This window comes from Eubacterium sp. An11 (assembly GCF_002161065.1).
In the GTDB taxonomy this organism is placed as follows: Bacteria; Bacillota; Clostridia; order Lachnospirales; family Lachnospiraceae; genus Anaerobutyricum; species Anaerobutyricum faecale.
This window is the reverse complement of the sequence record NZ_NFLV01000001.1, coordinates 389,609-410,835: the sequence shown is the minus strand read 5'-3', so window position 1 is coordinate 410,835 and position 21,227 is coordinate 389,609. Positions and strand designations below refer to the sequence as shown.

The following is a 21,227-nucleotide window of genomic DNA, read 5'->3' as shown; positions in this document are numbered from 1 at the left end:
TGGTCTGATGGTTTCTTATCATTTATCTCGTACACAGCGGATTTGGACAGTATTGAGGAGTGGCTGGAATCAGGAGGAATTACTGTAGGAAAAAATCAATCTTCCGGAAAATCAATTTCTTCGGAAAAGAACAGATTGATTTCTTCTCTGTCCGATGATGTTACGTTGTCAATTGGTGGAGAAGAGGTTTCCCTCAGCTATGGAGAGACCAGTAATCAAAATCTGGCTGTTCCAATTGTGGTCAGTTCAGATTCTTCTGAAGATATTTCAGAAGAAAAGACAGAGAAACTGTTTTGGGCATCGAATAAAGAGATTTCTTATACTGCCAATGAAGAGGATATATTTTCTGTAACAGATAGCGAAGATTCTTTGGAGTTCTGCATTCCGGAAGGAACAACAGTAACGACGAGTGTGGATTCGGGAAGTGGAAAAACTGCAATGATATCAGGTACAGAGAAAGAAAATGTCACGGTCACATTCTCACAGTTGACTGATGATGAAAAAATAGATTATATCATCACTGGCACGGCTTTTGATACTATTGATTTTTCAGTAAAAAATAATGTAATAGATGTTGCTGGATTTAATGAAGGGAAAGTGACAATAGTCGCTGAAGATAAAACGACAGAACAGAGTTTTGCTATTAATGAGGATTATGTAATTCATATTGAACAGAATGGTGACAATGGGCCGGAAATATCTATTTTGCAGGAAGAAGAAAATCCTCAGCCGGACAATAGTTTCCAATCCAATACAGGCACAATAGCAAACAGTAATTCAGCAGCTGCGAATCAGTCAGATACTAAGAATGAGAAGATTCCTTCATCACCGTCAGAAAATTCAAATATTACAGTGAAAAAAACAAAATTAAAATCTGTAAAGCAAACGAATGCCAACAAGGTGAAGATTAAGTGGAAAAGAAACACTTCAGCAGACGGATATCAGATTCAGTATGCTGCCAAAAAAAGTTTTAAAAAAGCGAAAACGATCAATATCAACAAAAATAAAACGATTCAGAAAACGATTAAAAAGTTAAAGAAAAACAAAAAATATTATTTTCGGATTCGCAGTGTCAAAAAAATCAATAATCAAAAATATTATTCTGCATGGAGTAATGTAAAGAAAGTTAAAATGAAAAAATGAGATTGTGGATATTTTGCATGTGAAGATGGGGCGGGGGATGATTCTGATGCCTTTTTGAAATACCACAGAAACAAATCAGGCGCGTCATATGACGCGCCTGGTTTACATTTTCACAGGTTTATATTCTATTGTGCAATCAGATGATCTCTTACTTATTCGCCATAACTTCTTTCACAGCGTCTTCTACCATCTTCTTGGTAACGATCTCTACGGTATCGCGGCAGATCATCAGCTCTTCGTTGGTAGGGATACAGATGACTTTCACGCTGGAGTCCGGAGTGGAGATGATACGTTCCTGGCCGTGCATCTTGTTGGCCTCGTCGTCCAGACGGATGTTTAAGTATCCGAAGTGATCCATGATGGCGGAACGGATCAGGTCGTCGTTCTCACCGATACCGGCGGTAAATACGATGGCGTCAACGCCGTTCATAACGGCGATGGAGCTTCCGATGTATTTTACTACGGAGTGGCAGAAGATCTTAAGAGCAAGGGCTGCTCTGTAGTTGCCGCTTCTTGCTGCCTCGTCCAGATCACGGAAATCGGAGGAGATACCGGAGATACCGAGAACGCCGGACTTCTTGTTGACGATTTCCATTACCTGCTCTAAGGTCAGGTTCTCTTTATGGGCGATGAATTCAATACAGCTTGGGTCGATGTCACCGGAACGGGTTCCCATAACAAGACCTTCCAGTGGAGTCAGTCCCATGGAAGTATCGACGGATTTGCCGCCGTCCACTGCGGAAAGAGAGGAACCGTTGCCCAGGTGGCAGACGACAATTTTCAGATCTTCCGGTTTCTTGCCGAGGATCTCAGCGGCACGCAGAGAAACGTATCTGTGGGATGTACCGTGGAAACCGTAGCGGCGCACGCCGTATTTTTCATAATATTCATAAGGAAGACCATAGATGTATGCTTCCGGAGGCATGGTCTGATGAAAAGCGGTATCAAATACACCAACCATCGGAGTATCCGGCATTAATTCTTTGCAGGCAGCTACACCGACCAGTGTTGGCGGATTGTGAAGAGGAGCGAGGTCATTGAAAGATTCTACGGTCTTTAAAACCTCGTCAGTAAGAAGTGTGGAGCAGGCAAATTTCTCGCCGCCGTGTACCATACGGTGTCCTACAGCATCGATTTCATCAACGGATTTAAGAACGCCGTTTTCAGGATCAGTGAGCTGTTTTAACACCAGCTCAACAGCCTGACGATGGGCAGGCATCGGAGCTTCATATTTGATCTTGTCCTTGCCGGCCGGCTGATAGGTCATGCGGCCGTCGATGCCGATACGCTCACAAAGACCTTTTGCCAGTACGTGCTCTGTCTCGGAATCAATCACCTGGTATTTGAGAGAAGAGCTTCCACAATTGATAACTAAAACTTTCATGTTCATGTCTCCTTTGAAAAAATAATTATTTTTGTAAAGCGAAACCACAATTTCACTAATTATAAATCTATTATACAAAAATTATAGTACGAAAACAATCTTTTGAAAATGCATTATATTGCGGATAATCCGGACTTTTTTTGCTATTTTCTGCCGGATTTGATTTCATTTTCCCGATGAGCATTGTTTCAAAATTAACAATAATTGATTTTGTTCGAAAGTAAATACAATTTGGAATGTACTAAAAAAAGTACAATCTCATTGAAAAAAGAGATTTCATTTCCGTGAGGAGTTGTTATTTTTTTTGATTTCAGGTATGATAGAAAAATCAAACCGGAACGTGTTTGGGAAAGGCGGGACAGTCATTGATCACAGCGGGAATTATTGCGGAGTATAACCCCTTTCACCGGGGACATCAGTATCATATCGAGGAAACAAGGCGGCAGACCGGTGCGGATTTCATTGTGGTGGTCATGAGCGGTGACTATGTGCAGCGGGGGGAACCGGCGATCGTGGATAAGTATCTCCGTACCCGTATGGCTCTGTATGGCGGTGCGGATCTGGTTCTTGAGCTGCCGGTGACCTATGCTTCGGCCAGCGCCGAATATTTTGCGTCCGCCGGCGTGCAGCTGCTTAATAACCTCCGCTCGGTGGATTATTTATCCTTCGGGAGTGAGAAAGCGGAGATAAAAGACTTCGAACCTCTCGTTAAGTTTTTATCAGAAGAACCGGATTTTTATAAAAAACAACTGAGAGAAGAATTAAAAAGGGGCAAAAATTTCCCATTGGCCAGAGAGGATGCGCTGAAGGCGTATGTGAGGGAATTTTGTCCGGAAACTAAGATTTTCTGGGAGATTCTGGAAGAGCCAAATCACATTTTGGGGCTGGAGTATCTGAAGTCTTTACATAGGCTGCGGTCTCCTATTGTCCCGGTGACGATCAGGAGACAGGGTGCCGGTTATCATGATGTGGATATGGAGAAGAGGTACCCGTCCGCCTCGGCTGTCCGGAAACTGCTCGCCGAAGGGAAGGAGATCCGGCCGATGCTCGGCAGAGCCATGGGAGTGGGAGCCGGAGAGTTTCTGGAGTGCTGGAGCAGCAATAATACTGCGGGCTGGGAGGATTTGATGCCGTTTCTTTCCTACACGGTACTGATGGGAGAGCGGCCGGAAGATATTTTTGGTTTTGATAAGGACATGGCGGCCCGGTTTCTGAAATTGTACCGGCCGGGCATGTCTCTGCCGGAGCTTATCGGCGCGCTTCACACGAAGAGGCTCACCGACGCTGCCTGGCGTCGGGCATTACTCCATCTGGTGCTGCATATAAAAAAAGAGGACTATCTTTTCCGGGCGGCAGAGATTCCCGTACCCTATGCCAGAGTGCTGGGGTTTGCCAGAAGAGCTGCGCCGCTCCTTAAAAAGATTCGGGAGAGATCTTCCATACCATTGCTCCAAAGACCGGTGGAGGGACAGAATTTTGCCAGGGGCAGCGCGGCCGCAGCGCTTTTTGCGGCGGATGTCCGGGCAGCCGGCCTTTATGAGCAGGTGGCAGCAGCCGGCAGCGGACGCAGTCCGGTCTCCGAGTGGGTGCGGCAGCAGATTATTATTGAGAGGGCGGCAGGGCCAGAGTGAATAGCCGGATGCCATGAAAATGTGAATGGCTGTATCCATGGAAAATGTAAACAGAACTGACAGAAAGATTGACAGAAGAAAGCAGGTGTTATCGATGTATCATGCAGGATTAATTTTGGAAGGCGGCGGCATGCGCGGAGTGTATACGGCCGGAGTGCTGGATGCGTTTCTGGAGAAGGAGATACAGTTCTCAGATATTTACGGCGTATCGGCGGGCAGCTGCCATGCGTGCAGCTATATGTCCAGACAGCCGGGGCGGGCGTACCGGGTGGCCGTGGATTATCTGGATGATCCCAATTACTGCGGCACCAGAACGTTTCTTCGCACGGGAAATATTTTTGGCGTGGATATGCTGTATTCTCAGATTCCAAATGTGCTGGATCCCTTTGACTATGAGGCGTTTAAAAAATATCCGGGTACGCTCCACGCGGTCATAACGGATGTGGATACCGGAGAACCGGTTTATGTGAAGGTGAAGGACCTGACGAAGCAGATGTGGGCCATCCGCGCGTCCAGCTCCCTGCCTCTTGTTTCCAAATCTCTGGTGGTCAACGGACACACCTATCTGGATGGAGGGGTGGCGGACAGTATTCCGATTCGTAAGTCCATCGAAGAGGGCAATGAGAAAAATGTGGTAGTACTCACCAGAGAAGAAGGATACCGCAAGGAACCGACGCACAATATCCGCCTTTTAAAGATGCGTTATCCGCGTTCCAAGGCGTTTGTGAAACAGATGGCCAACCGGCATATCCGCTATAATGAGACACTGGACTTTCTGGAAGAAGAGGAAAAGGCGGGAAGGGTCTTTGTAATCCGGCCGAAGGAGAAAGTCAATGTGGACCGTGTGGAGAAAAATAAAGAGAAGCTGGAAGCTCTCTACCAAACCGGTCTGGAGGACGGAAGAAATGCCATGGCAGCCATGCGGGAATATCTGGAAAAATGACGAATTATATGTGGCGGTTTTGTTGATTTTTTGGTAAAATAAATACAACTATTCAGCCATGCGCTATTCAAGGCAAAAGCAACGTCAGTTGCGGAATCCGAAGTGTATGGCTGATGAATAGTAACAAATGAATGATATATAGAAAGGGATATAGATATTATGAGCAGAAAAAGAGTAGTAGTGGCACTGGGTCACCGGGCGCTGGGGACCACACTGCCGGAACAGTATGAGGCAACAAAGAGGACAGCAAAGATTCTTGCCAATCTGGTGGAGGCCGGAGCGGACATTGTGATTTCTCACAGCAATGCGCCGCAGGTGGGCATGATCCACACGGCCATGAATGAATTTGGCGCCAGAAGAGCAGACTATACACCGGCGCCGATGTCTGTATGTTCCGCCATGAGTCAGGGCTATATTGGTTATGACCTGCAGAATGCGCTTCGGGCGGAACTTTTGACAAGAGGAATCTCCAAGCCGGTCTGCACGATCATTACGCAGGTGATGGTAGATCCGTATGACGATGCGTTTTCCGAGCCGGTGAAGATCATCGGACGGCTTCTCACCAAGGAAGAGGCCGATAAAGAGGAGAAAAACGGCAACTATGTCACCGAGGTGGAAGGCGGATACCGCAGGATTGTGGCGGCTCCGAAGCCGCAGGGGATCATTGAGATCGATTCCATCCGGGCTCTGGCAGATGCAGGCCATGTGGTCATTGCCTGTGGCGGAGGCGGTATTCCGGTACTTGCCCAGGGTGTGCAGTTAAAGGGTGCCAGCGCTATTATTGAGAAAGACTACGCCAGCGGACGTATGGCGGAGCTCCTCAATGCGGACGAGCTTATGATTCTCACCAGCGTGGAGCATGTTTCCATTGGATACAATACTTCTTCTGAGACTCCTCTTGGAGAGATCACAGCAGAGCAGGCGAAGAAATATATTGATGAGAATCAGTTTGAGCCAAATACCATGCTCCCTAAGATGGAAGCAGGAGTATCCTTCCTGGAAAAGGGTACCGGACGAAGAGTGGTGATCACATCCATTGATAAGGCTTTGGAAGGATTCCTCGGAAAGACAGGAACTATTATCCGGTAAATGGATGCGCACATGCTTTTTAAAAGGAGAAATATTATGAAAAAGAAAAGAGAATGGCGGCGTCTGCTGCCGCTGGCCGCATTGATGTTCTGCTGTGCCATTGGATGGGGAATGTTTTCCGCTTCCGTTTCTGCCCATCAGGCAGGAGAGACAGTGATGGGCGGATGGAACCGGGTAGCAGGCACTTACAATGACAAGGGACAGATTGTCATGAATGTCTGCACGGAAGATTATAAGACAAAAGGCGGCGATGTGATCAGGTATGCTCACGTGAATTCCAATGCGCTTTCTGCTCTGTGCAGCGGCAATGAGAAAAAGACCATTGTGATTCCGTCCGGCTCCACGGTGGAACTTATAAATGGGATCCACCCGGGCAGCAATACGACGATCATCGCTGACGGCGCCACTCTGGTGATGAATGAGAAAGGCAAAGGGATTCTTGCCAGCAGACCGACGGCCACCGGCTATAAATCCATTCAGAATGTCCGGATCCAGGGGGGAACCTGGAAGCTGACCGATGAGGAGGGCAGTTGTTCTGTGATCCGGTTCAGCCATGGCAGCAATGTGGTGATCGATGGGGTCACCATCGTGTCCAACTACGAATCCCATGCCATTGAGCTTATCGCCATGAAGAACACGACGGTCCAGAACAGTACCCTGAAAGTACAGGGGAAGGCCAATAAGAATTCCCTGGAGGAGGCTCTGCAGATTGACATCGCCACTCCGAAGACAGCGCCTCCGCTGGTGCAGTACGGCGCCAAATATGTCAAGGGGCAGACCTGTAAGAATATTAAGATTCTTAATAATACCATCGAGGGCAGCCGGGGACTGTGTGTGAACTTTGACGGTGGCGACGGAAGAAAATATGTCAATAAGTTCCATGATAAGATTACGATCATCGGTAATACCATGACCGGTTACAGCGCCGAGGGCTGCGTGATCTATAACACCCTCAATGCAGTGGTGAAAAATAATACCATCACTTCCCACAGCACCCGCAAGACAAAGTCTTATTCCGTGGGTCTCAATATCACGGTGCAGGGCAAGGCGGCAAAGAAGCAGATGAAAAAGGCCAAAATCGTCGTGACCAACAATACCATTTACGGCGTGCGCCAGGGAATGCAGCTTGTGTCCCTGACTTCATCCAAATATAAGAAGGTCACCGTGAAGAATAACAAATGTTACGCGCCGAAAAAGAAGAACGCCATCATGCTCAGCAAGAAGGCAGCGAAAAAGATCGTAAACAAAAAGAATAAAATGTATAAGAGATAACGATTTGCCCGAATGGCAGAAATCATAAGGCGGGAGGCCGCAGACCTGAGGGAGGGTCTGCGGCCTTTCTTCGAAGACAGGAATACAGAAAGGAGAAGAGATGAATCGTTTGATAAGAAAGACAGAGGAACATGTATATCCCGGCAGAACCGGGAGGTTTGCAGCCGCCGGTGCTGCCGGCAGCGTGAGCCCAGCAGCGGTCCGCACATTTTCAATCACATGGATGGCGATTATCGCATTTTTTGCGCTGGCGTTTCTTTTCCTGTGGAATACTCCGGTATCCGCAGCAAAGAAAAATCTGTCCGGTGTGGAAGTGATGGGAAGCAGAAAACAGCTGGCCGGCACCTTTAATGACCAGGGCCAGATCGTGATGAATGTGTATACAAAAGGAAAGGGCGGCAGCAGTGCCGGATACTTAAATTCCAGCACGCTGAATACCTTATGCAGCGGTGACCAGCAGAAAACCATTGTCATTCCGGCAGGTTCCCGGGTGGAGCTTACCAACGTAGTGTATCTGGGAAGCAATACCACCATTATCGCCGACGGAGCCACCATCGTCATGACTTCAAAAGATAAAGGAATCTTGTCCAACAAGCCGGAGGCGGTCAATTACAGGGCGCTGACCAACGTGAAGATTCAGGGAGGCACCTGGGAGATCACAGATAAGAAAGAATCCTGCTCTGTCATGGCTTTCAGCCATGGCAGCAATGTGACCATTGACGGGGTGACGATTTTATCCAATTATCAGTCTCACGCCATCGAGCTCATCGCCATGAAAAATACCACAGTGCAGAACAGCACTCTGAAGGTACAGGGCAGGAAGAAAAAGAAATCCGTGGAAGAAGCGCTGCAGATTGATGTGGCCGCGCCAAAAACCGCGCCGGTGCTGGTGCAGTACGGAAAGAAATATGTGAAAGGCCAGACCTGTAAAAATATCAAGGTGCTGAACAACACCATCGAGGGCAGCCGGGGCGTCTGCGCCAACTATGCCACTGCCGATGGCAATAAATATAAGAATAAATTTCACGAAAACATCGTCATCAAAGGTAATACTATCACCGGCTACAGTGCGGAGGGATGCACCCTCTATAATACCTTAAATGCAGTGGTGAAAAATAATACTATTACCACCTACAGCACCCGGAAAAATGAATCCTACTCGGTGGGATTAAATATCACCATTCAGGGAAAGGCGGCTGCGAAGAAATTAAATAAATCAAAGGTGACCGTATCCGGCAACACAGTGTACGGATACCGCCAGGGCATCCAGGTAGTCACCCAGTCTTCTTCCCGCTATAAAAAGGCGGTGCTGAAGAAGAACAAAGCTTACGCTTCTTCCAAGAGCAGCGCCATCGTGACCAGCGGCGCCCGCAGCGTTACCAGTAAGGGAAACAGCGCAAACAAGCGCTGAGTTTTTCGGGGGCAAGGAGGTAGCAGACAGAAGGGATAACACAGGAAAAGCAAACATCCAAAAAGAAAGAGAAAAAGAGGGGGCGGCAGTTATGAAGATAAAAAGAATCCGGGCGGCATCGTTCAGTCCTACCGGCGGCACAAAGCACATCGTCAATCTGCTGGCGGAGGAGATGGGAAAATGTCTGGCACTTCCGGTACATAGGATTTCCTTCACTCTGCCGGACGAGAGAAAAAAGAACTATACATTTACGGAGGAAGATCTGCTGATCCTCGGTACGCCGGTTTACGCCGGGCGGATTCCCAACAAAATCCTCCCCGATGTGGACCAGAGCTTTGAGGGAAAACGCACGCCGGCCGTGGCAGTCAGCGTGTTCGGAAACAGGAATTATGACGACGGGCTCATGGAGCTGGCGCTGCTATTGGAGAATCACGGCTTCCATGTGGCTGCCGCCGCCGCGGCAGCGGCCCGCCACGCATTTTCCGACGATATCGGCGCCGGGCGGCCTGACCAGCAGGATGAAGAAGAACTGCGTGCCTTTGCCCGGCAGGCGGCAGAGAAAATAAAGGAACTGTCCGGAAAAGAAAAGATTGTCGGCGGCAAAAAGGCTGCCGGCGGCATCGGCTGTGGCCCGGAAGACTCATCGGAGCAGCCGCCGGCCTCCTGCGGCGTATCGGCGCTTAAGATTGCCGGCCATAACCCGGTGGGGCCATACTATACGCCCCTGCGGGCCGACGGAAAACCGGCGAAATTCCTGAAAGCCAAACCAGTGACCGACGCAGACCGCTGCATTCAGTGCGGCGCCTGCGCGTCCGTCTGTCCTATGGGAAGCATCCGCAGGGATGACTGCTCGGTGGTGGAGGGCATCTGCATCAAATGTCAGGCGTGTATCCGTGCCTGTCCGACGCAGGCTAAATATTTTACAGACGAAGACTTCCTTTCCCATAAAGAGATGCTTAAGAATCATTATACGAGAAGAGCAGAGAATGCATTTTTCCTGTAAAAGAAGTTGATATACTGTATCATGGAGTTATTACAGGATGATATGATTTACCCCGGTCTTGCCGTACAAACGGGAGACCGGGGCTTTTTCGCCTGCAGAAGCCGATTAAGGGGGAAGGATATACAGGAAAAATAAATATCGTTGGCTTCTGCGAAGCTTTTATTTTATATCTATAAAAATTTTTATTTCATGGAAGATTTCACTTTCTTTCTTACCAGGAAGGCCGGCAAATTACTTTGTAGAATAATGATAAAAAATACTGCTTTTATTCACCATTTTTATGAATTAAGGCGGTATTTTTTTATAAATACAAATAAAATCATGGAAAAGTTAATAACATCATGTCGGGATTTGTTGAATTTTTATCATTCTTGTGATAAAGTTAGAGGTGAGTTTTCTTAACAGGAACGATATGGATGTGCAGATTATAAGGTGGGATCAAAATGGAATTATCACAGCATGTCGCACTGGAGACGAAACAAATCCTTTGTCAGTCGCAGATTCAGTCTCTGGAGATTTTGGCGATGGACGCCATCGAGCTGGAAGAATTTTTGCAAAATGAATATATGAGTAATCCGCTGCTGGACTGTAATCTCGACAGTAGCGTTCCTTCTGGTATGGGGCAGGATGTCCGCTGGTTTGATCATGATACGCGAAAGAGAAGAAATCGCGGGGATGAGGATGAAGACTATGATTCGCGGAATAATCTTGCGGCGCCGGAGGAGGATTATCTGAAAAAGTATTTGTTAAGCCAGATTGAGATGAGCGCTTTTTCCGGCGAGGAGTGGAAGCTGGCGGGTTATCTGGTGGACTGCCTGGAAGATGACGGCTTTTTCCGGATGAGTATAGAAGAGACGGCAAAACTTACCGGCGTACCGGAACAGACTGTGGAAAGAGTCCTGGCCAGGCTGAAAGATCTGGAACCCTTTGGTGTGTTTGCTTCCGGGCTTTCGGAATGTCTTTTAAAGCAGCTGGAAGTCATGGGCGAAGAAGATGAGGGTTTGAAACTGGTGGTGAGCCGGTATCTGCCGGAGGTCAGCGAAGGAAAAATCAGTGTTATTTCCAGACAGACTGGTCTTTCCACAGCGCAGATACGGAAGTACATCGCCCGGATTGCAAAACTGAATCCGAAACCTCTCTCCGGGCTTCAGCAGACGGAAGTCAATTATATTGTGCCGGATATCATCTATGATTTCAGAAATGGCCAGTGGGAGATTTCCATTAATGATCGCTGGTCCGGCAATTATCATGTCAATGATCAATATGTGGCTATGATGCACAGTTCAACAGATGCGGAACTGACGGGTTATTTCAAAAAGAATCTGGACCGGTGCCGGTTCATTTTAAACAGTGTGGAACAGAGAAGGGAGACCATGAAGTCCATTGCCCGGGCAATCCTTGGAAGGCAGGAAGCATATTTTTCGGGCAGGGGGAATCCGGCTCCCATGACCATGTGCGCCCTGGCGGAGGAACTTCATGTACATCCGTCCACGGTGAGCCGTGCGGTGCGGGGAAAATACGTGAAATCGCCGGCGGGCACAATCCTCATGAAAAAGCTGTTTGCAGGCACTGTATCCTGCGAGAGAGGAGAGGAACTTTCCGCAGGACATATCAAAGACCGGATCAAGTCCCTGGTGGACGGTGAGGACAAGCGCAGGCCGTACAGTGATGCCAGACTGGTGGAATTGCTGGTGGCTGAAGGTATTCATATTTCCAGAAGAGCGGTGGCCAAATACCGGGATGAATTATGGATCAAGAGCAGCTTTGACCGGAAAATACGATAAAACAGTCAGGAATATTGTGAAAATTAAAAGAATTCTTAGAAATAAATGAAATATATAGTAGAATTGATTTATTCGTAATGTAGCTATGAAAATCAAAGGAGCAATAGATAGAGAACTTTCCTTATTGTATAGGGTAAAACGAATTGCCCAAAAAGTTATGTTGTTAAAGTAGGTTTTTATAAAAAATTCCGCCAGCCAAAAGACTGACGGAATTTTTTATTACGGGGCATCGATATCATAGAATATCGATACTATGATCATTGTTATTGGGCGGTGGCGTCTTCTTCCAGGATTTTCACCACACTGCAGCGGTCGCTGCCTTCGGTGTATTCCAGGGTGATACTGTCTCCTGTGTTATAGCGGATGACAGAGAGGTTCTCCGCCACATTGACATCATAAATCGTATCGGACTGGTCCAGAAGCAGATAGTAGTGGGAGTTGCCTTCCACGACACTTTCGGCAATCTTGCGGATGGTGCCGGTGACAGTTTTTGTCTCTTTCTCCTCCGGCTGCGTTTCGCTGGTCTCAATGCCGTTGTCGGCCATGAGACTTTTGTAGGCGGCTTCGCATTCCACCACAGAGTTGCCGGTGGCGACAATCTGGTAATTCTGGACATTGACCATGGCATACATTTTCACCAGACCGGCAGCGTCTTTCAGCGCCATGAGATAGGTCGGTTCATTGTCAATATTCAGGAGAAGAGGGAAGGCGGATTTATAACCGAGGTTCTGTACTTTACCTTCCGCCGACGCCATGGCGGAATCCTCGATGGCCCCTTCGACCTCATAGTAGCGGGTCTCCATGGTCCGCTGATTCATAAGGACAAATCCCACGTTGGACTGGTCACTGGTGATGGAAGTGACGCCGGTGTATACCCAGACATCATCTCCGATGGCAAGATAGTTGTAGCCGTTGGTGGTGACCAGGCAGTCCCGCTGACTGATCACGCTGTTGATATAGCCGTGTTTTAAGGTTCCGTAATAATCATAAAGCTGAATCAGGAGGTCTGCCCGGTATACCTGATCCACCCAGCCGGGAACGTCTTCCACAGCATAATCCGTACATTCCCCGGTGATGGCGTTGCAGATGACCACATTGCCGATGGTCTGTCCGCCGAAGAGACCGATGTTATACTTTTTCGTGCTGCAGATCCAGTACGGCGTACCGTTGTCATCCACTTCAAAGCTGATGTTATCAAAGATATAGGTCGGATATTTAAACCGCAGGTGACGGTACAGATTCCGGCCGAAATGGTCATACGGCGTATATTTCATACCTTCATCGAGACGGACAAGTTTGGTCTCCTGGGTTGCCATATCAATCATGATATAGGCCGGAATGCCGTCCTTCCGGTTGGTGAACCATTTGATGATATCGGCATATTTCAGCGGTGTGATCCGTACCGGGGTATCATTGTAGTTGCTCTGGGTATAGAGCTCCGCAACCTCAAACTGGGAGGCCAGATCCACAAGACTTCCCATCTTTCTCTCACCGAGAAGCTCTGCGGACGCCCGGTCCAGAAGAGGAATCTGATCATAGGAAATCTGGGTGATATCTTTGGAGAACTCTCCGGTCTCCACGGTCATAAGCTTCTGATAACGGGAAGCATTGATGATCGGGGAAGATAGCAGGGTACCCGCTCCGTAGATAATGAGCAGCAGCAGGATAATGCCTGCCAGAATCTTAAAGAGAGCAGTATTTAATAGCTTTCCTGCCTGTACAGGGTTCTTCCGGCCGCCGTTGGTGTGAAACTTCTGAACTACATATAGAATAAGAAGAATCACCGGAATTGCAATGATAAACTTCCAGATGGAAGCGTTGTGGATGTTGATGGCCGGCAGCGCAAAATAATAGTAGATGGCTGCCAGTACCACGATCACCGCGATGATCATACATTTATTCAGTTTTTTGCTTTTTTTCATATGACTCCTTTCGTGTGTTTCCTTCATACAGGGTGAAATCCGGCGCGCGGAGCCGTGGCTGTACGGAACCGGAGAAAGGTGAATCATCTGTCCGCCGGCCGTGGAACCCGCGCGCTGGTAAATCTGCTGTGAAAAAAGTATAATACTTTCCCATGGGTTTGTCCAGATAAAACCGGTTTTTCCTTCCGGTAAACCGGGTGTTTTCATAAGGATAAGTTATCACACATAACAGAAATCTATTTTACAATCTTAAAAAAAAGTGTTATATTATTAAATATATCAAAAGCTGGATGCTGCCGGCAGAGAGGCTGAAGTTTGCCGGTGACAGTATTGGGTCAGGGAGGAAACGTATCATGAGAAGAATGGTATTGATTGGCCGCAGTGAGTGCGGCAAGACGACGCTGAAGCAGGCGCTCCGGGGAGAGAAGATTACGTATCATAAGACGCAGTATGTCAGTCAGTATGACTGCCTGATCGATATGCCGGGAGAGTATGCGGAGAATATTGATCTGGCACACGCCATCGCCCTTTACATCGCAGAAGCGGATGTGGTGGGCATTGTGCTGAGCGCCACGGAGCCATATTCGCTTTATCCGCCTAACGTGGCGGCGGTCAGCAACCGGGAGACTATCGGTATCGTGACGAAGATTGATCATTGGTGCGCGAACCCGCAGCAGGCGGCGGAATGGCTGAGGCTGACCGGCTGTGAGCACATCTTTTTTACAAGTTCCTATACCGGCGAGGGTATTGAGGAGATTCATGATTTCCTCAAGGTGGAGCATGAGATCTGTACCGTGGATATGGTAAGTTCGCGGATTCAGGAGGAGACCTTCGAGAAGCCGGCGAAGCTGTATGATTATCATCTATTATAGGAAGCGGAGCCTGATTCTGGTCAGACATAGGATATGCGGAATATCGCAGAAAGATTAAGGAAGACAGCGGGGAACCAGAGAAGGCAGAACATAAAAAACGGGGAACCTCTCCTGCCGGCGCGAAGCTGCCGGCGGGGGAGGTTTTTGTGAATGAAAAGAGGTATGGAAGGGGGCTGGAGGCCGGATAGTTGTTCCGCTAAAAATACTTGACTTAAAATGATATTGTGTTATATTGTTACTCAAAAAGTTTGATAATCAAAATATTCAGGTTTCAAACAATGTGACAGCTCAGTCTTTTCAGGTGCATGGCGGAACTGTTACCAAACAATGTGAAAAAAGATGTACATTTATGAAAAATGATGTACAATAAGAAGTGGAGAAAATCTGTCTCCGGTGCGGTCTGCCGCATGGAAAAAGCGGATGCCGCTCCGGAGAGATATAAGCTGATGAAAGAAAGAGGATAACAGATATGTTTGTAAAGATTGCAGGTACGGGATCCTTTCTGCCGGAGAGGGTGGTCGATAATTTTGAGATTGCCCGGATGGTGGATACTTCCGATGAATGGATTCAGACCCGGACCGGGATACGGACCCGTCATATAGCTACGGATGAAACCGTTGCGGGCATGGCGACAGAAGCTGCGAAGAGGGCAGTGGAGAATGCCGGCATCACTCCGGAGGAGATTGATCTGATCATCGTCTCCACCGTTTCTGCAGAGCAGAGTCTTCCGTGTGTTGCCTGTGAGGTACAGAAGGCTCTGGGAGCGAAAGGTGCGGCTGCTCTCGATGTGAATTCGGCCTGCAGTGGTTTTATTACCGGATATCAGATGGCGGCAGGACAGATCAAGGCAGGATTGGCGAAGACCGCACTGGTCATTGGAAGCGAGTGCCTTTCCAATTATGTGGACTGGACAGACCGGGGAACGTGCATCCTGTTCGGAGACGGGGCGGGAGCGGCCATATTGAAGGCTGACTGTGCTCCGGAAGATTTAAGGATTCCCTGTGTGTTACATGCGGACGGCAGTAAGGGCGATTCCCTGACCTGCAGTCTCGGTCACGGGAAGAACAAGGTACCTTATGATGAATATTACCGCATGGACGGCAGAGCCATTTTCAAGTTTGCAGTGAAGAAGGTGCCGGAGGTCATCCATGAGGTGCTGGATTTGAGCGGCCACACGGTGGAGGAGATTGATTATTTCATTCTTCATCAGGCTAACAAGAGAATTATCGATGCCATTGCCAAGAGACTTCGCCAGGACGAGAGCAAGTTCCCGATGAATATCATGGATAACGGCAACATTTCTTCCGCCTGTATTCCGATGCTTCTGGACGATATGAACCGGAAGGGACTTCTGAAACCGGGAATGAAGCTGGTGCTGGCAGGATTTGGCGCAGGTCTTACCTGGGGCGGTTTCTATCTGGAGTGGTAATCCCCGGCGTGAATGCCGGATTACATAAAAAGCAATGATGACAAATTAAAAAAGGATGAAAGAGAGGACAAGTTATGTTCGAGAAAATTAGAGATTTGATTGTGGAAGAAGTTGGTGTTGACGCGGATCAGGTAACCATGGACGCATCTTTTAAAAACGATCTGAATATCGATTCTCTTGATTTATTTGAGATGGTCATGACTCTGGAGGAGGAATTCGACGTGGAGATCCCGTCCGAAGATCTGGAGAACATTGATACCGTGGGTGATCTCATCAATTACATTGAGAATCACCAGGACTGATCAGAGACGATACTTTACTGAGAATCAACGGAGCTGATGAAAATCAGGACGATTAAGGAAAACAGCGATTGGGAGTAAGATATTATGAAAACGGAAATTACAGAACTTCTTGGAATTGAATACCCGATTATCCAGGGCGGTATGGCCTGGGTTGGTACAAACGAGCTGGCTTCTGCCGTATCTGAGGCAGGCGGCCTGGGAATTATTGGTTCCGGCGGAGCGCCGGCATCCTGGGTAAAAGAACAGATCCAGCAGGTAAAAAAGAAAACAGATAAACCATTCGGTGTCAACGTGATGCTGATGAATCCGGAAGCTGACGCGATCGCGCAGGTGATCGTGGACGAAAAGGTGCCGGTGGTGACTACCGGTGCAGGTAATCCGGAGAAATATATGGAAATGTGGAAGGCTGCCGGCGTGAAAGTGATTCCGGTGGTTGCCAGCGTGGCGCTTGCCAAACGTATGGAAAGAACAGGCGCGGATGCTGTGATCGCAGAGGGAACAGAATCCGGCGGACATATCGGTGAGACCACCACCATGGCGCTGGTTCCTCAGGTAGTGGACGCCGTTTCCATCCCGGTTATCGCCGCAGGCGGTATTGCCGACGGACGTGGTATTGCGGCAGCATTTATGCTGGGTGCGAAAGCAGTACAGATGGGAACCATTTTTGTGGCTTCCAAGGAATCCATTGCCAGCGATGCCTACAAGAATAAAGTGGTGAAAGCAAAAGATATCGATACCAAGGTAACCGGCAGAAGCACCGGTCATCCGGTTCGTTGTATCAGAAATAAACAGACACAGGAATACCTTCGTCTGGAATCAGAGGGAGCCACTCTGGAAGAGCTTGAGCATCTGACACTCGGAGGCTTAAGAAAGGCTGTTGTGGACGGCGATGTGATCAACGGCAGTGTTATGGCAGGACAGATCGCCGGTCTGGTAAAAGAGATCAGAAGCTGTAAGGATATCGTGAAAGGCCTGAATGCACAGGCAGAGGAACTGTTAAAGGGGACAAAGGTTTATGAGTAAGATTGCATTTCTTTATCCGGGACAGGGCGCACAGACTGTCGGAATGGGAAAAGATTTTTATGAGCAGAGCGCTCTTGCTAAAAGTGCTTATGAGGAGAGCGCAAAGATTCTTGATATGGACATCCAGTCCATCTGTTTTGAGGAGAATGATTTACTGAATCGTACCGATTATACACAGGCGGCATTGGTGACTACCTGTCTGGCCATGACCAGAGAGATTGAAGCCCAGGGACTGAAACCGGACATGACAGCAGGTTTAAGCCTTGGCGAGTACTGTGCCATCGTGACAGCAGGCGGTATGAGTTATGAAGATGCTGTGAAGACCATCTGGAAAAGAGGATGTCTCATGCACAATGCCGTTCCGGATGGTTCCGGCGGTATGGCAGCGGTTCTGGGACTCTCCGGGGATCAGGTAAAGGCAGTGACAGACGGAGTGGAGAACGTATCCGTGGCCAACTATAACTGTCCGGGACAGATCGTTATCACCGGAAAGAAAGACGCCATTGAGGCGGTGACTCCGGCGCTGAAAGAGGCAGGAGCCAAGAGAGTGCTTCCGCTGAACGTCAGCGGACCGTTCCATTCTCCGTTCTTAAAAGAAGCGGGAGAGGAACTTTATGAGACCCTCGAAAAGGTAGACTGGAAACCGCTTTCCATCCCGTATGTGACCAATGTAAACGCAGAGGTTATCACGGATATCAGCAAAACAAAGGATCTTCTCCGGGCGCAGGTATCCAGCTCCGTTATGTGGGAGCAGAGTATCCGCCGTATGATCGCGGAAGGTGTGGATATCTTCGTGGAGATCGGACCGGGAAAGACGTTGTCCGGTTTTATGAGAAAGATTGACAGAAGTGTAAACATGTTTAAAATCGGCAGTATGGAAGAAATGCATACCGTCGTAGAAAAGATTAAGGAGTTGACAGGATGTTAGAGGGAAAGGTTGCGGTTGTAACGGGTGCTTCCGGAGGAATCGGAAGAGCGATTGCCCTGGCTTTTGGAAAAGCGGGCGCATCTGTTGCAGTGCATTACAATGGAAATGAAGCGAAGGCGGCTGCCGTGAAGGCCGAGATTGAGGAAGCCGGCGGTAAGGCGGAGATTTTCCGCTGCAACGTGGCAGACTTTGACGCCTGCAATGATTTCATCAAAAGCGTGGTAAAAACATTTGGAAAGATTGACATTCTGGTGAATAACGCAGGTATCACCCGTGACGGGCTGGTTATGGGAATGTCAGAAGAAGATTTTGACGCAGTCATTGATACAAACTTAAAGGGAAGCTTTAACTGTATCCGTTTTGCCAGCCGTCAGATGATGCGCAAAAAATATGGCAGGATCATCAATATCACGTCTGTATCCGGCGTTGCGGGCAATGCGGGGCAGGCAAATTACAGCGCTTCCAAGGCAGGCCTTATTGGTCTTACCAAGTCGGTGGCAAAGGAGCTGGCATCCAGAAATATCACTGCCAACGCCATTGCGCCGGGATTCGTCAAGACAGAGATGACGGAGGTTCTCTCCGACGATGTAAAAGAAGCGGCCATGAAACAGATTCCGCTGGGACGTTTTGCGGAGCCGGAAGATATTGCCAACGCGGCAGTGTTCCTGGCATCTGACATGGCGTCATACATTACCGGACAGGTACTGCTGGTTGACGGCGGAATGGTCATGTAAAACAAAGTAAGAAAGGGTTATGTAAATGGATAAGAGAAGAGTTGTCATTACCGGTATGGGTGCGATTACACCAATCGGAAATACACTGGAAGAATTCTGGAATGGAGTAAAAGAAGAAAAAGTGGGAATCGGTCCGATTACCAAGTTCGATACTGCTGATTACAAGGTGAAAATTGCGGCTGAGGTCAAAGGATTCGTTCCGAAGGAAAGAATGGATGTGAAATCCGCCAGACGTATGGAGACTTTTTCTCAGTACGCGATCGTTGCGGCAACAGAAGCCATGGAAGACGCCGGCCTTAAGATGGAAGAGGAAGATCCGTATCGTGTGGGCGTGATCATCGGCTCCGGTATCGGCGGACTTTCCAGTATGGAAAAAGAACATGAGAAGATCCTCACAAAAGGACCAAAAAGAGTAAGCCCGATGCTGATTCCTATGATGATCAGCAACATGGCGGCAGGAAATGTATCCATCGCCCTGGGCTGCAAAGGTAAATGTACTAACGTGGTGACAGCCTGTGCCACAGGTACACATTCCATCGGTGATGCCCTGCGTGCCATTCAGTATGGAGATGCTGATGTGATGTTTGCAGGAGGAACCGAGAGCAGCATCACTCCGATCGCAGTTGCCGGATTTACCAATCTGACAGCTCTTTCCTCTGCGGAAGATCCGATGAAGGCTTCGATTCCTTTTGACAAGAACCGCAGCGGTTTCGTCATCGGTGAGGGAGCCGGCGTTGTTGTTCTGGAAGAACTGGAACATGCCAAAAAACGTGGCGCGAAGATTTATGCGGAGCTGGCCGGATACGGCGCAACCTCCGACGCTTATCATATTACTTCCCCGGCGGAAGACGGCAGCGGCGCTGCCAAGGCCATGGAGCTTGCCATGGAAGAAGCCGGCGTGAAACCGGAAGAAGTGGATTATGTCAACGCCCATGGAACCGGAACTCACCACAACGACTTATTCGAGACAAGAGCCATTCATCGTGCCTTTGGCGATGCGGCATCACACCTGAAAGTAAGCTCCACCAAGTCCATGATCGGCCATCTTCTGGGAGCAGCCGGTGCGGTGGAACTGATCACCTGTGTGAAATCCATCGAGGAAGGATACATCCATCCGACAGTGGGAACCACAGAACCGGATGAGGAATGTGATCTTGATTATGTAATTAACGGACCAGTACAGCAGGATGTCAATGTGGCCATCTCCAATTCTCTGGGATTTGGCGGTCACAACGCAACCCTTCTGGTTAAGAAATATGAGGAGTGAGAGGTCCGGAAGTAAACTTCCAGATCTACCAGGATTGACGCAGCAGGTGCGTCAGGAAAGGAGAAAAAATGCAGTACGAAGAGATTCTTAAATTAGTAAAAGGTGTCTCCGAGGCGGGACTGACCAACTTTGAATATACAGAGGGAAATATCCGGATTGTCATGAGCTGTCCGGAGAACAAACAGGCACCGGCAGCAGCACCGGTGGTTTCCGTACAGGAAGGCGGACAGCAGGTGGAGATCCCTGCTCCGGCACCGGCTCCTGCGGCACCTGCGCCTGCAGCAGCTCCTGTAGCGCCGGCATCCGATGATCAGTCCGGAAATATCGTAAAATGCCCGCTTGTCGGTACATTTTATGTGGCTCCTTCCGAAGATGCTCCGGCTTACGTTCAGGTCGGTGATACAGTGAAGAAGGGACAGGTTCTCGGTATCGTGGAAGCAATGAAACTGATGAATGAGATTGAGAGCGAATATGACGGCGTGGTAAAAGAGATCTACGTTCAGAATGAAGAAGCTGTAGAATACGGTCAGCCGTTATTCCGGATTGGATAATAACTGCCCGCTGTTTTTAAAAGGAACAGACTGTCTCCGGGAGATGCTGATGCGTATTTTCCGGAGACAATCTGCGGACAGGATGAAAAGGAGATAACAAGATGAGACTGGGAATCAAAGAAATCGAACAAATTATTCCTCACAGACATCCGTTTCTTCTGGTGGACTACATCGAAGATATGGAACCGGGCGTCAGCGCCGTTGGTTATAAATGTGTGACGTTTCATGAAGACTTTTTCCGGGGACATTTCCCTCAGGAACCGGTGATGCCGGGTGTGCTGACAGTGGAGGCACTGGCGCAGGTAGGCGCGGTCGCCATTCTTTCTCTGGAAGAAAATAAAGGAAAAACTGCTTACTTTGGCGGAATCAATAAATGCCGTTTCCGCGGCAAGATCGTTCCGGGTGACAAGGTACGTCTGGAGACAAAGATCATCAAGGTAAAAGGACCGATGGGAATCGGCGAAGCGACAGCCAGCGTGGACGGCAAAGTCGTGGTGAAAGCCGAACTGACATTTATGATTGGATAAAAGGAGAGAAAG

19 protein-coding genes are annotated in these 21,227 nt (G+C 48.6%); 17 read left to right on the top strand and 2 right to left on the bottom strand.

The features are described 5' to 3' along the window. Positions 1-42 precede the first annotated feature (42 nt). On the top strand, positions 43-1,143 hold the full coding sequence (locus tag B5E53_RS01850) for a fibronectin type III domain-containing protein (RefSeq protein WP_087312161.1): 1,101 nt from the start codon (positions 43-45) through the stop codon (positions 1,141-1,143). Positions 1,144-1,291: 148 nt separating this feature from the next. Here B5E53_RS01850 and B5E53_RS01845 read toward each other — a convergent pair whose 3' ends face one another. Beyond that, positions 1,292-2,527, bottom strand: a complete 1,236-nt coding sequence (locus B5E53_RS01845) for an acetate kinase (RefSeq protein ID WP_087312159.1) — start codon at positions 2,525-2,527, stop codon at positions 1,292-1,294. Between the two features lie 344 nt (positions 2,528-2,871). On the opposite strand from B5E53_RS01845, the gene B5E53_RS01840 reads away from it, so the two are divergent. The 7 genes from B5E53_RS01840 to rpoN all read left to right on the top strand — a co-directional run bounded on the left by B5E53_RS01840 (position 2,872) and on the right by rpoN (position 11,660). After that, positions 2,872-4,158, top strand: coding sequence for a nucleotidyltransferase family protein (locus B5E53_RS01840; RefSeq protein WP_087312157.1), 1,287 nt, complete (start codon positions 2,872-2,874; stop codon positions 4,156-4,158). Between the two features lie 37 nt (positions 4,159-4,195). Then, complete coding sequence (locus tag B5E53_RS01835; protein WP_242963472.1) at positions 4,196-5,101, top strand: patatin family protein; 906 nt, start codon at positions 4,196-4,198, stop codon at positions 5,099-5,101. Positions 5,102-5,260: 159 nt separating this feature from the next. Beyond that, on the top strand, positions 5,261-6,190 hold the full coding sequence (gene arcC, locus B5E53_RS01830) for a carbamate kinase (protein WP_087312155.1): 930 nt from the start codon (positions 5,261-5,263) through the stop codon (positions 6,188-6,190). A 36-nt stretch (positions 6,191-6,226) separates the two neighbouring features. Further along, positions 6,227-7,462: a right-handed parallel beta-helix repeat-containing protein gene (locus tag B5E53_RS01825; RefSeq protein ID WP_162611743.1), complete on the top strand. Its 1,236-nt coding sequence runs from the start codon at positions 6,227-6,229 to the stop codon at positions 7,460-7,462. A 100-nt stretch (positions 7,463-7,562) separates the two neighbouring features. Beyond that, the gene (locus B5E53_RS01820; protein ID WP_087312151.1) at positions 7,563-8,873 is read left to right on the top strand and encodes a right-handed parallel beta-helix repeat-containing protein; all 1,311 of its coding nucleotides are present in this window, start codon (positions 7,563-7,565) and stop codon (positions 8,871-8,873) included. Between the two features lie 91 nt (positions 8,874-8,964). Continuing rightward, positions 8,965-9,876 (top strand): 4Fe-4S dicluster domain-containing protein, encoded by a 912-nt coding sequence (locus B5E53_RS01815; protein WP_087312149.1) that lies wholly within the window; start codon positions 8,965-8,967, stop codon positions 9,874-9,876. A 443-nt stretch (positions 9,877-10,319) separates the two neighbouring features. Beyond that, positions 10,320-11,660, top strand: coding sequence for an RNA polymerase factor sigma-54 (gene rpoN / locus B5E53_RS01810; RefSeq protein ID WP_087312147.1), 1,341 nt, complete (start codon positions 10,320-10,322; stop codon positions 11,658-11,660). A gap of 263 nt (positions 11,661-11,923) precedes the next feature. On the opposite strand, the gene B5E53_RS01805 is transcribed toward rpoN, so the two are convergent. After that, entirely contained in the window at positions 11,924-13,582 is a 1,659-nt protein-coding gene (locus B5E53_RS01805; protein ID WP_087312229.1) for a hypothetical protein, read from the bottom strand. Positions 13,583-13,935: 353 nt separating this feature from the next. On the opposite strand from B5E53_RS01805, the gene B5E53_RS01800 reads away from it, so the two are divergent. The 9 genes from B5E53_RS01800 to fabZ all read left to right on the top strand — a co-directional run bounded on the left by B5E53_RS01800 (position 13,936) and on the right by fabZ (position 21,215). Continuing rightward, positions 13,936-14,454 carry a EutP/PduV family microcompartment system protein gene (locus tag B5E53_RS01800; protein ID WP_087312145.1) on the top strand — a complete coding sequence of 173 codons (519 nt, stop codon included), beginning with the start codon at positions 13,936-13,938 and terminating at the stop codon, positions 14,452-14,454. Between the two features lie 469 nt (positions 14,455-14,923). Next, entirely contained in the window at positions 14,924-15,883 is a 960-nt protein-coding gene (locus tag B5E53_RS01795) for a beta-ketoacyl-ACP synthase III (protein WP_087312143.1), read from the top strand. Between the two features lie 74 nt (positions 15,884-15,957). Beyond that, a complete protein-coding gene (acpP, locus tag B5E53_RS01790) occupies positions 15,958-16,185 on the top strand; it encodes an acyl carrier protein (protein WP_087312141.1) in 228 nt (75 codons plus the stop codon). Between the two features lie 84 nt (positions 16,186-16,269). Continuing rightward, entirely contained in the window at positions 16,270-17,208 is a 939-nt protein-coding gene (gene fabK, locus B5E53_RS01785; protein WP_087312139.1) for an enoyl-[acyl-carrier-protein] reductase FabK, read from the top strand. Beyond that, on the top strand, positions 17,201-18,136 hold the full coding sequence (fabD, locus tag B5E53_RS01780) for an ACP S-malonyltransferase (protein WP_087312137.1): 936 nt from the start codon (positions 17,201-17,203) through the stop codon (positions 18,134-18,136). Before fabK ends, fabD begins: the two co-directional genes overlap by 8 nt. Continuing rightward, complete coding sequence (gene fabG / locus B5E53_RS01775; RefSeq protein ID WP_087312135.1) at positions 18,130-18,870, top strand: 3-oxoacyl-[acyl-carrier-protein] reductase; 741 nt, start codon at positions 18,130-18,132, stop codon at positions 18,868-18,870. The genes fabD and fabG overlap by 7 nt, the downstream gene beginning before the upstream one ends. A gap of 25 nt (positions 18,871-18,895) precedes the next feature. Next, the gene (gene fabF / locus B5E53_RS01770; protein ID WP_087312133.1) at positions 18,896-20,137 is read left to right on the top strand and encodes a beta-ketoacyl-ACP synthase II; all 1,242 of its coding nucleotides are present in this window, start codon (positions 18,896-18,898) and stop codon (positions 20,135-20,137) included. A 68-nt stretch (positions 20,138-20,205) separates the two neighbouring features. Then, a complete protein-coding gene (gene accB, locus B5E53_RS01765; protein ID WP_087312131.1) occupies positions 20,206-20,688 on the top strand; it encodes an acetyl-CoA carboxylase biotin carboxyl carrier protein in 483 nt (160 codons plus the stop codon). A 101-nt stretch (positions 20,689-20,789) separates the two neighbouring features. Then, positions 20,790-21,215: a 3-hydroxyacyl-ACP dehydratase FabZ gene (gene fabZ, locus B5E53_RS01760; protein ID WP_087312129.1), complete on the top strand. Its 426-nt coding sequence runs from the start codon at positions 20,790-20,792 to the stop codon at positions 21,213-21,215. Positions 21,216-21,227: the final 12 nt, after the last annotated feature.

Bases quoted from the DNA above. Each gene is read 5' to 3' on its own strand.
- B5E53_RS01845 (WP_087312159.1), bottom strand. From the start codon at position 2,527: ATGAAAGTTTTAGTTATCAATTGTGGAAGCTCTTCTCTCAAATACCAG.
- B5E53_RS01835 (WP_242963472.1), top strand. From the start codon at position 4,196: ATGGAAAATGTAAACAGAACTGACAGAAAGATTGACAGAAGAAAGCAG.
- arcC (WP_087312155.1), top strand. From the start codon at position 5,261: ATGAGCAGAAAAAGAGTAGTAGTGGCACTGGGTCACCGGGCGCTGGGG.
- B5E53_RS01825 (WP_162611743.1), top strand. From the start codon at position 6,227: ATGAAAAAGAAAAGAGAATGGCGGCGTCTGCTGCCGCTGGCCGCATTG.
- B5E53_RS01820 (WP_087312151.1), top strand. From the start codon at position 7,563: ATGAATCGTTTGATAAGAAAGACAGAGGAACATGTATATCCCGGCAGA.
- B5E53_RS01815 (WP_087312149.1), top strand. From the start codon at position 8,965: ATGAAGATAAAAAGAATCCGGGCGGCATCGTTCAGTCCTACCGGCGGC.
- rpoN (WP_087312147.1), top strand. From the start codon at position 10,320: ATGGAATTATCACAGCATGTCGCACTGGAGACGAAACAAATCCTTTGT.
- B5E53_RS01805 (WP_087312229.1), bottom strand. From the start codon at position 13,582: ATGAAAAAAAGCAAAAAACTGAATAAATGTATGATCATCGCGGTGATC.
- B5E53_RS01800 (WP_087312145.1), top strand. From the start codon at position 13,936: ATGAGAAGAATGGTATTGATTGGCCGCAGTGAGTGCGGCAAGACGACG.
- B5E53_RS01795 (WP_087312143.1), top strand. From the start codon at position 14,924: ATGTTTGTAAAGATTGCAGGTACGGGATCCTTTCTGCCGGAGAGGGTG.
- acpP (WP_087312141.1), top strand. From the start codon at position 15,958: ATGTTCGAGAAAATTAGAGATTTGATTGTGGAAGAAGTTGGTGTTGAC.
- fabK (WP_087312139.1), top strand. From the start codon at position 16,270: ATGAAAACGGAAATTACAGAACTTCTTGGAATTGAATACCCGATTATC.
- fabD (WP_087312137.1), top strand. From the start codon at position 17,201: ATGAGTAAGATTGCATTTCTTTATCCGGGACAGGGCGCACAGACTGTC.
- fabG (WP_087312135.1), top strand. From the start codon at position 18,130: ATGTTAGAGGGAAAGGTTGCGGTTGTAACGGGTGCTTCCGGAGGAATC.
- fabF (WP_087312133.1), top strand. From the start codon at position 18,896: ATGGATAAGAGAAGAGTTGTCATTACCGGTATGGGTGCGATTACACCA.
- accB (WP_087312131.1), top strand. From the start codon at position 20,206: ATGCAGTACGAAGAGATTCTTAAATTAGTAAAAGGTGTCTCCGAGGCG.
- fabZ (WP_087312129.1), top strand. From the start codon at position 20,790: ATGAGACTGGGAATCAAAGAAATCGAACAAATTATTCCTCACAGACAT.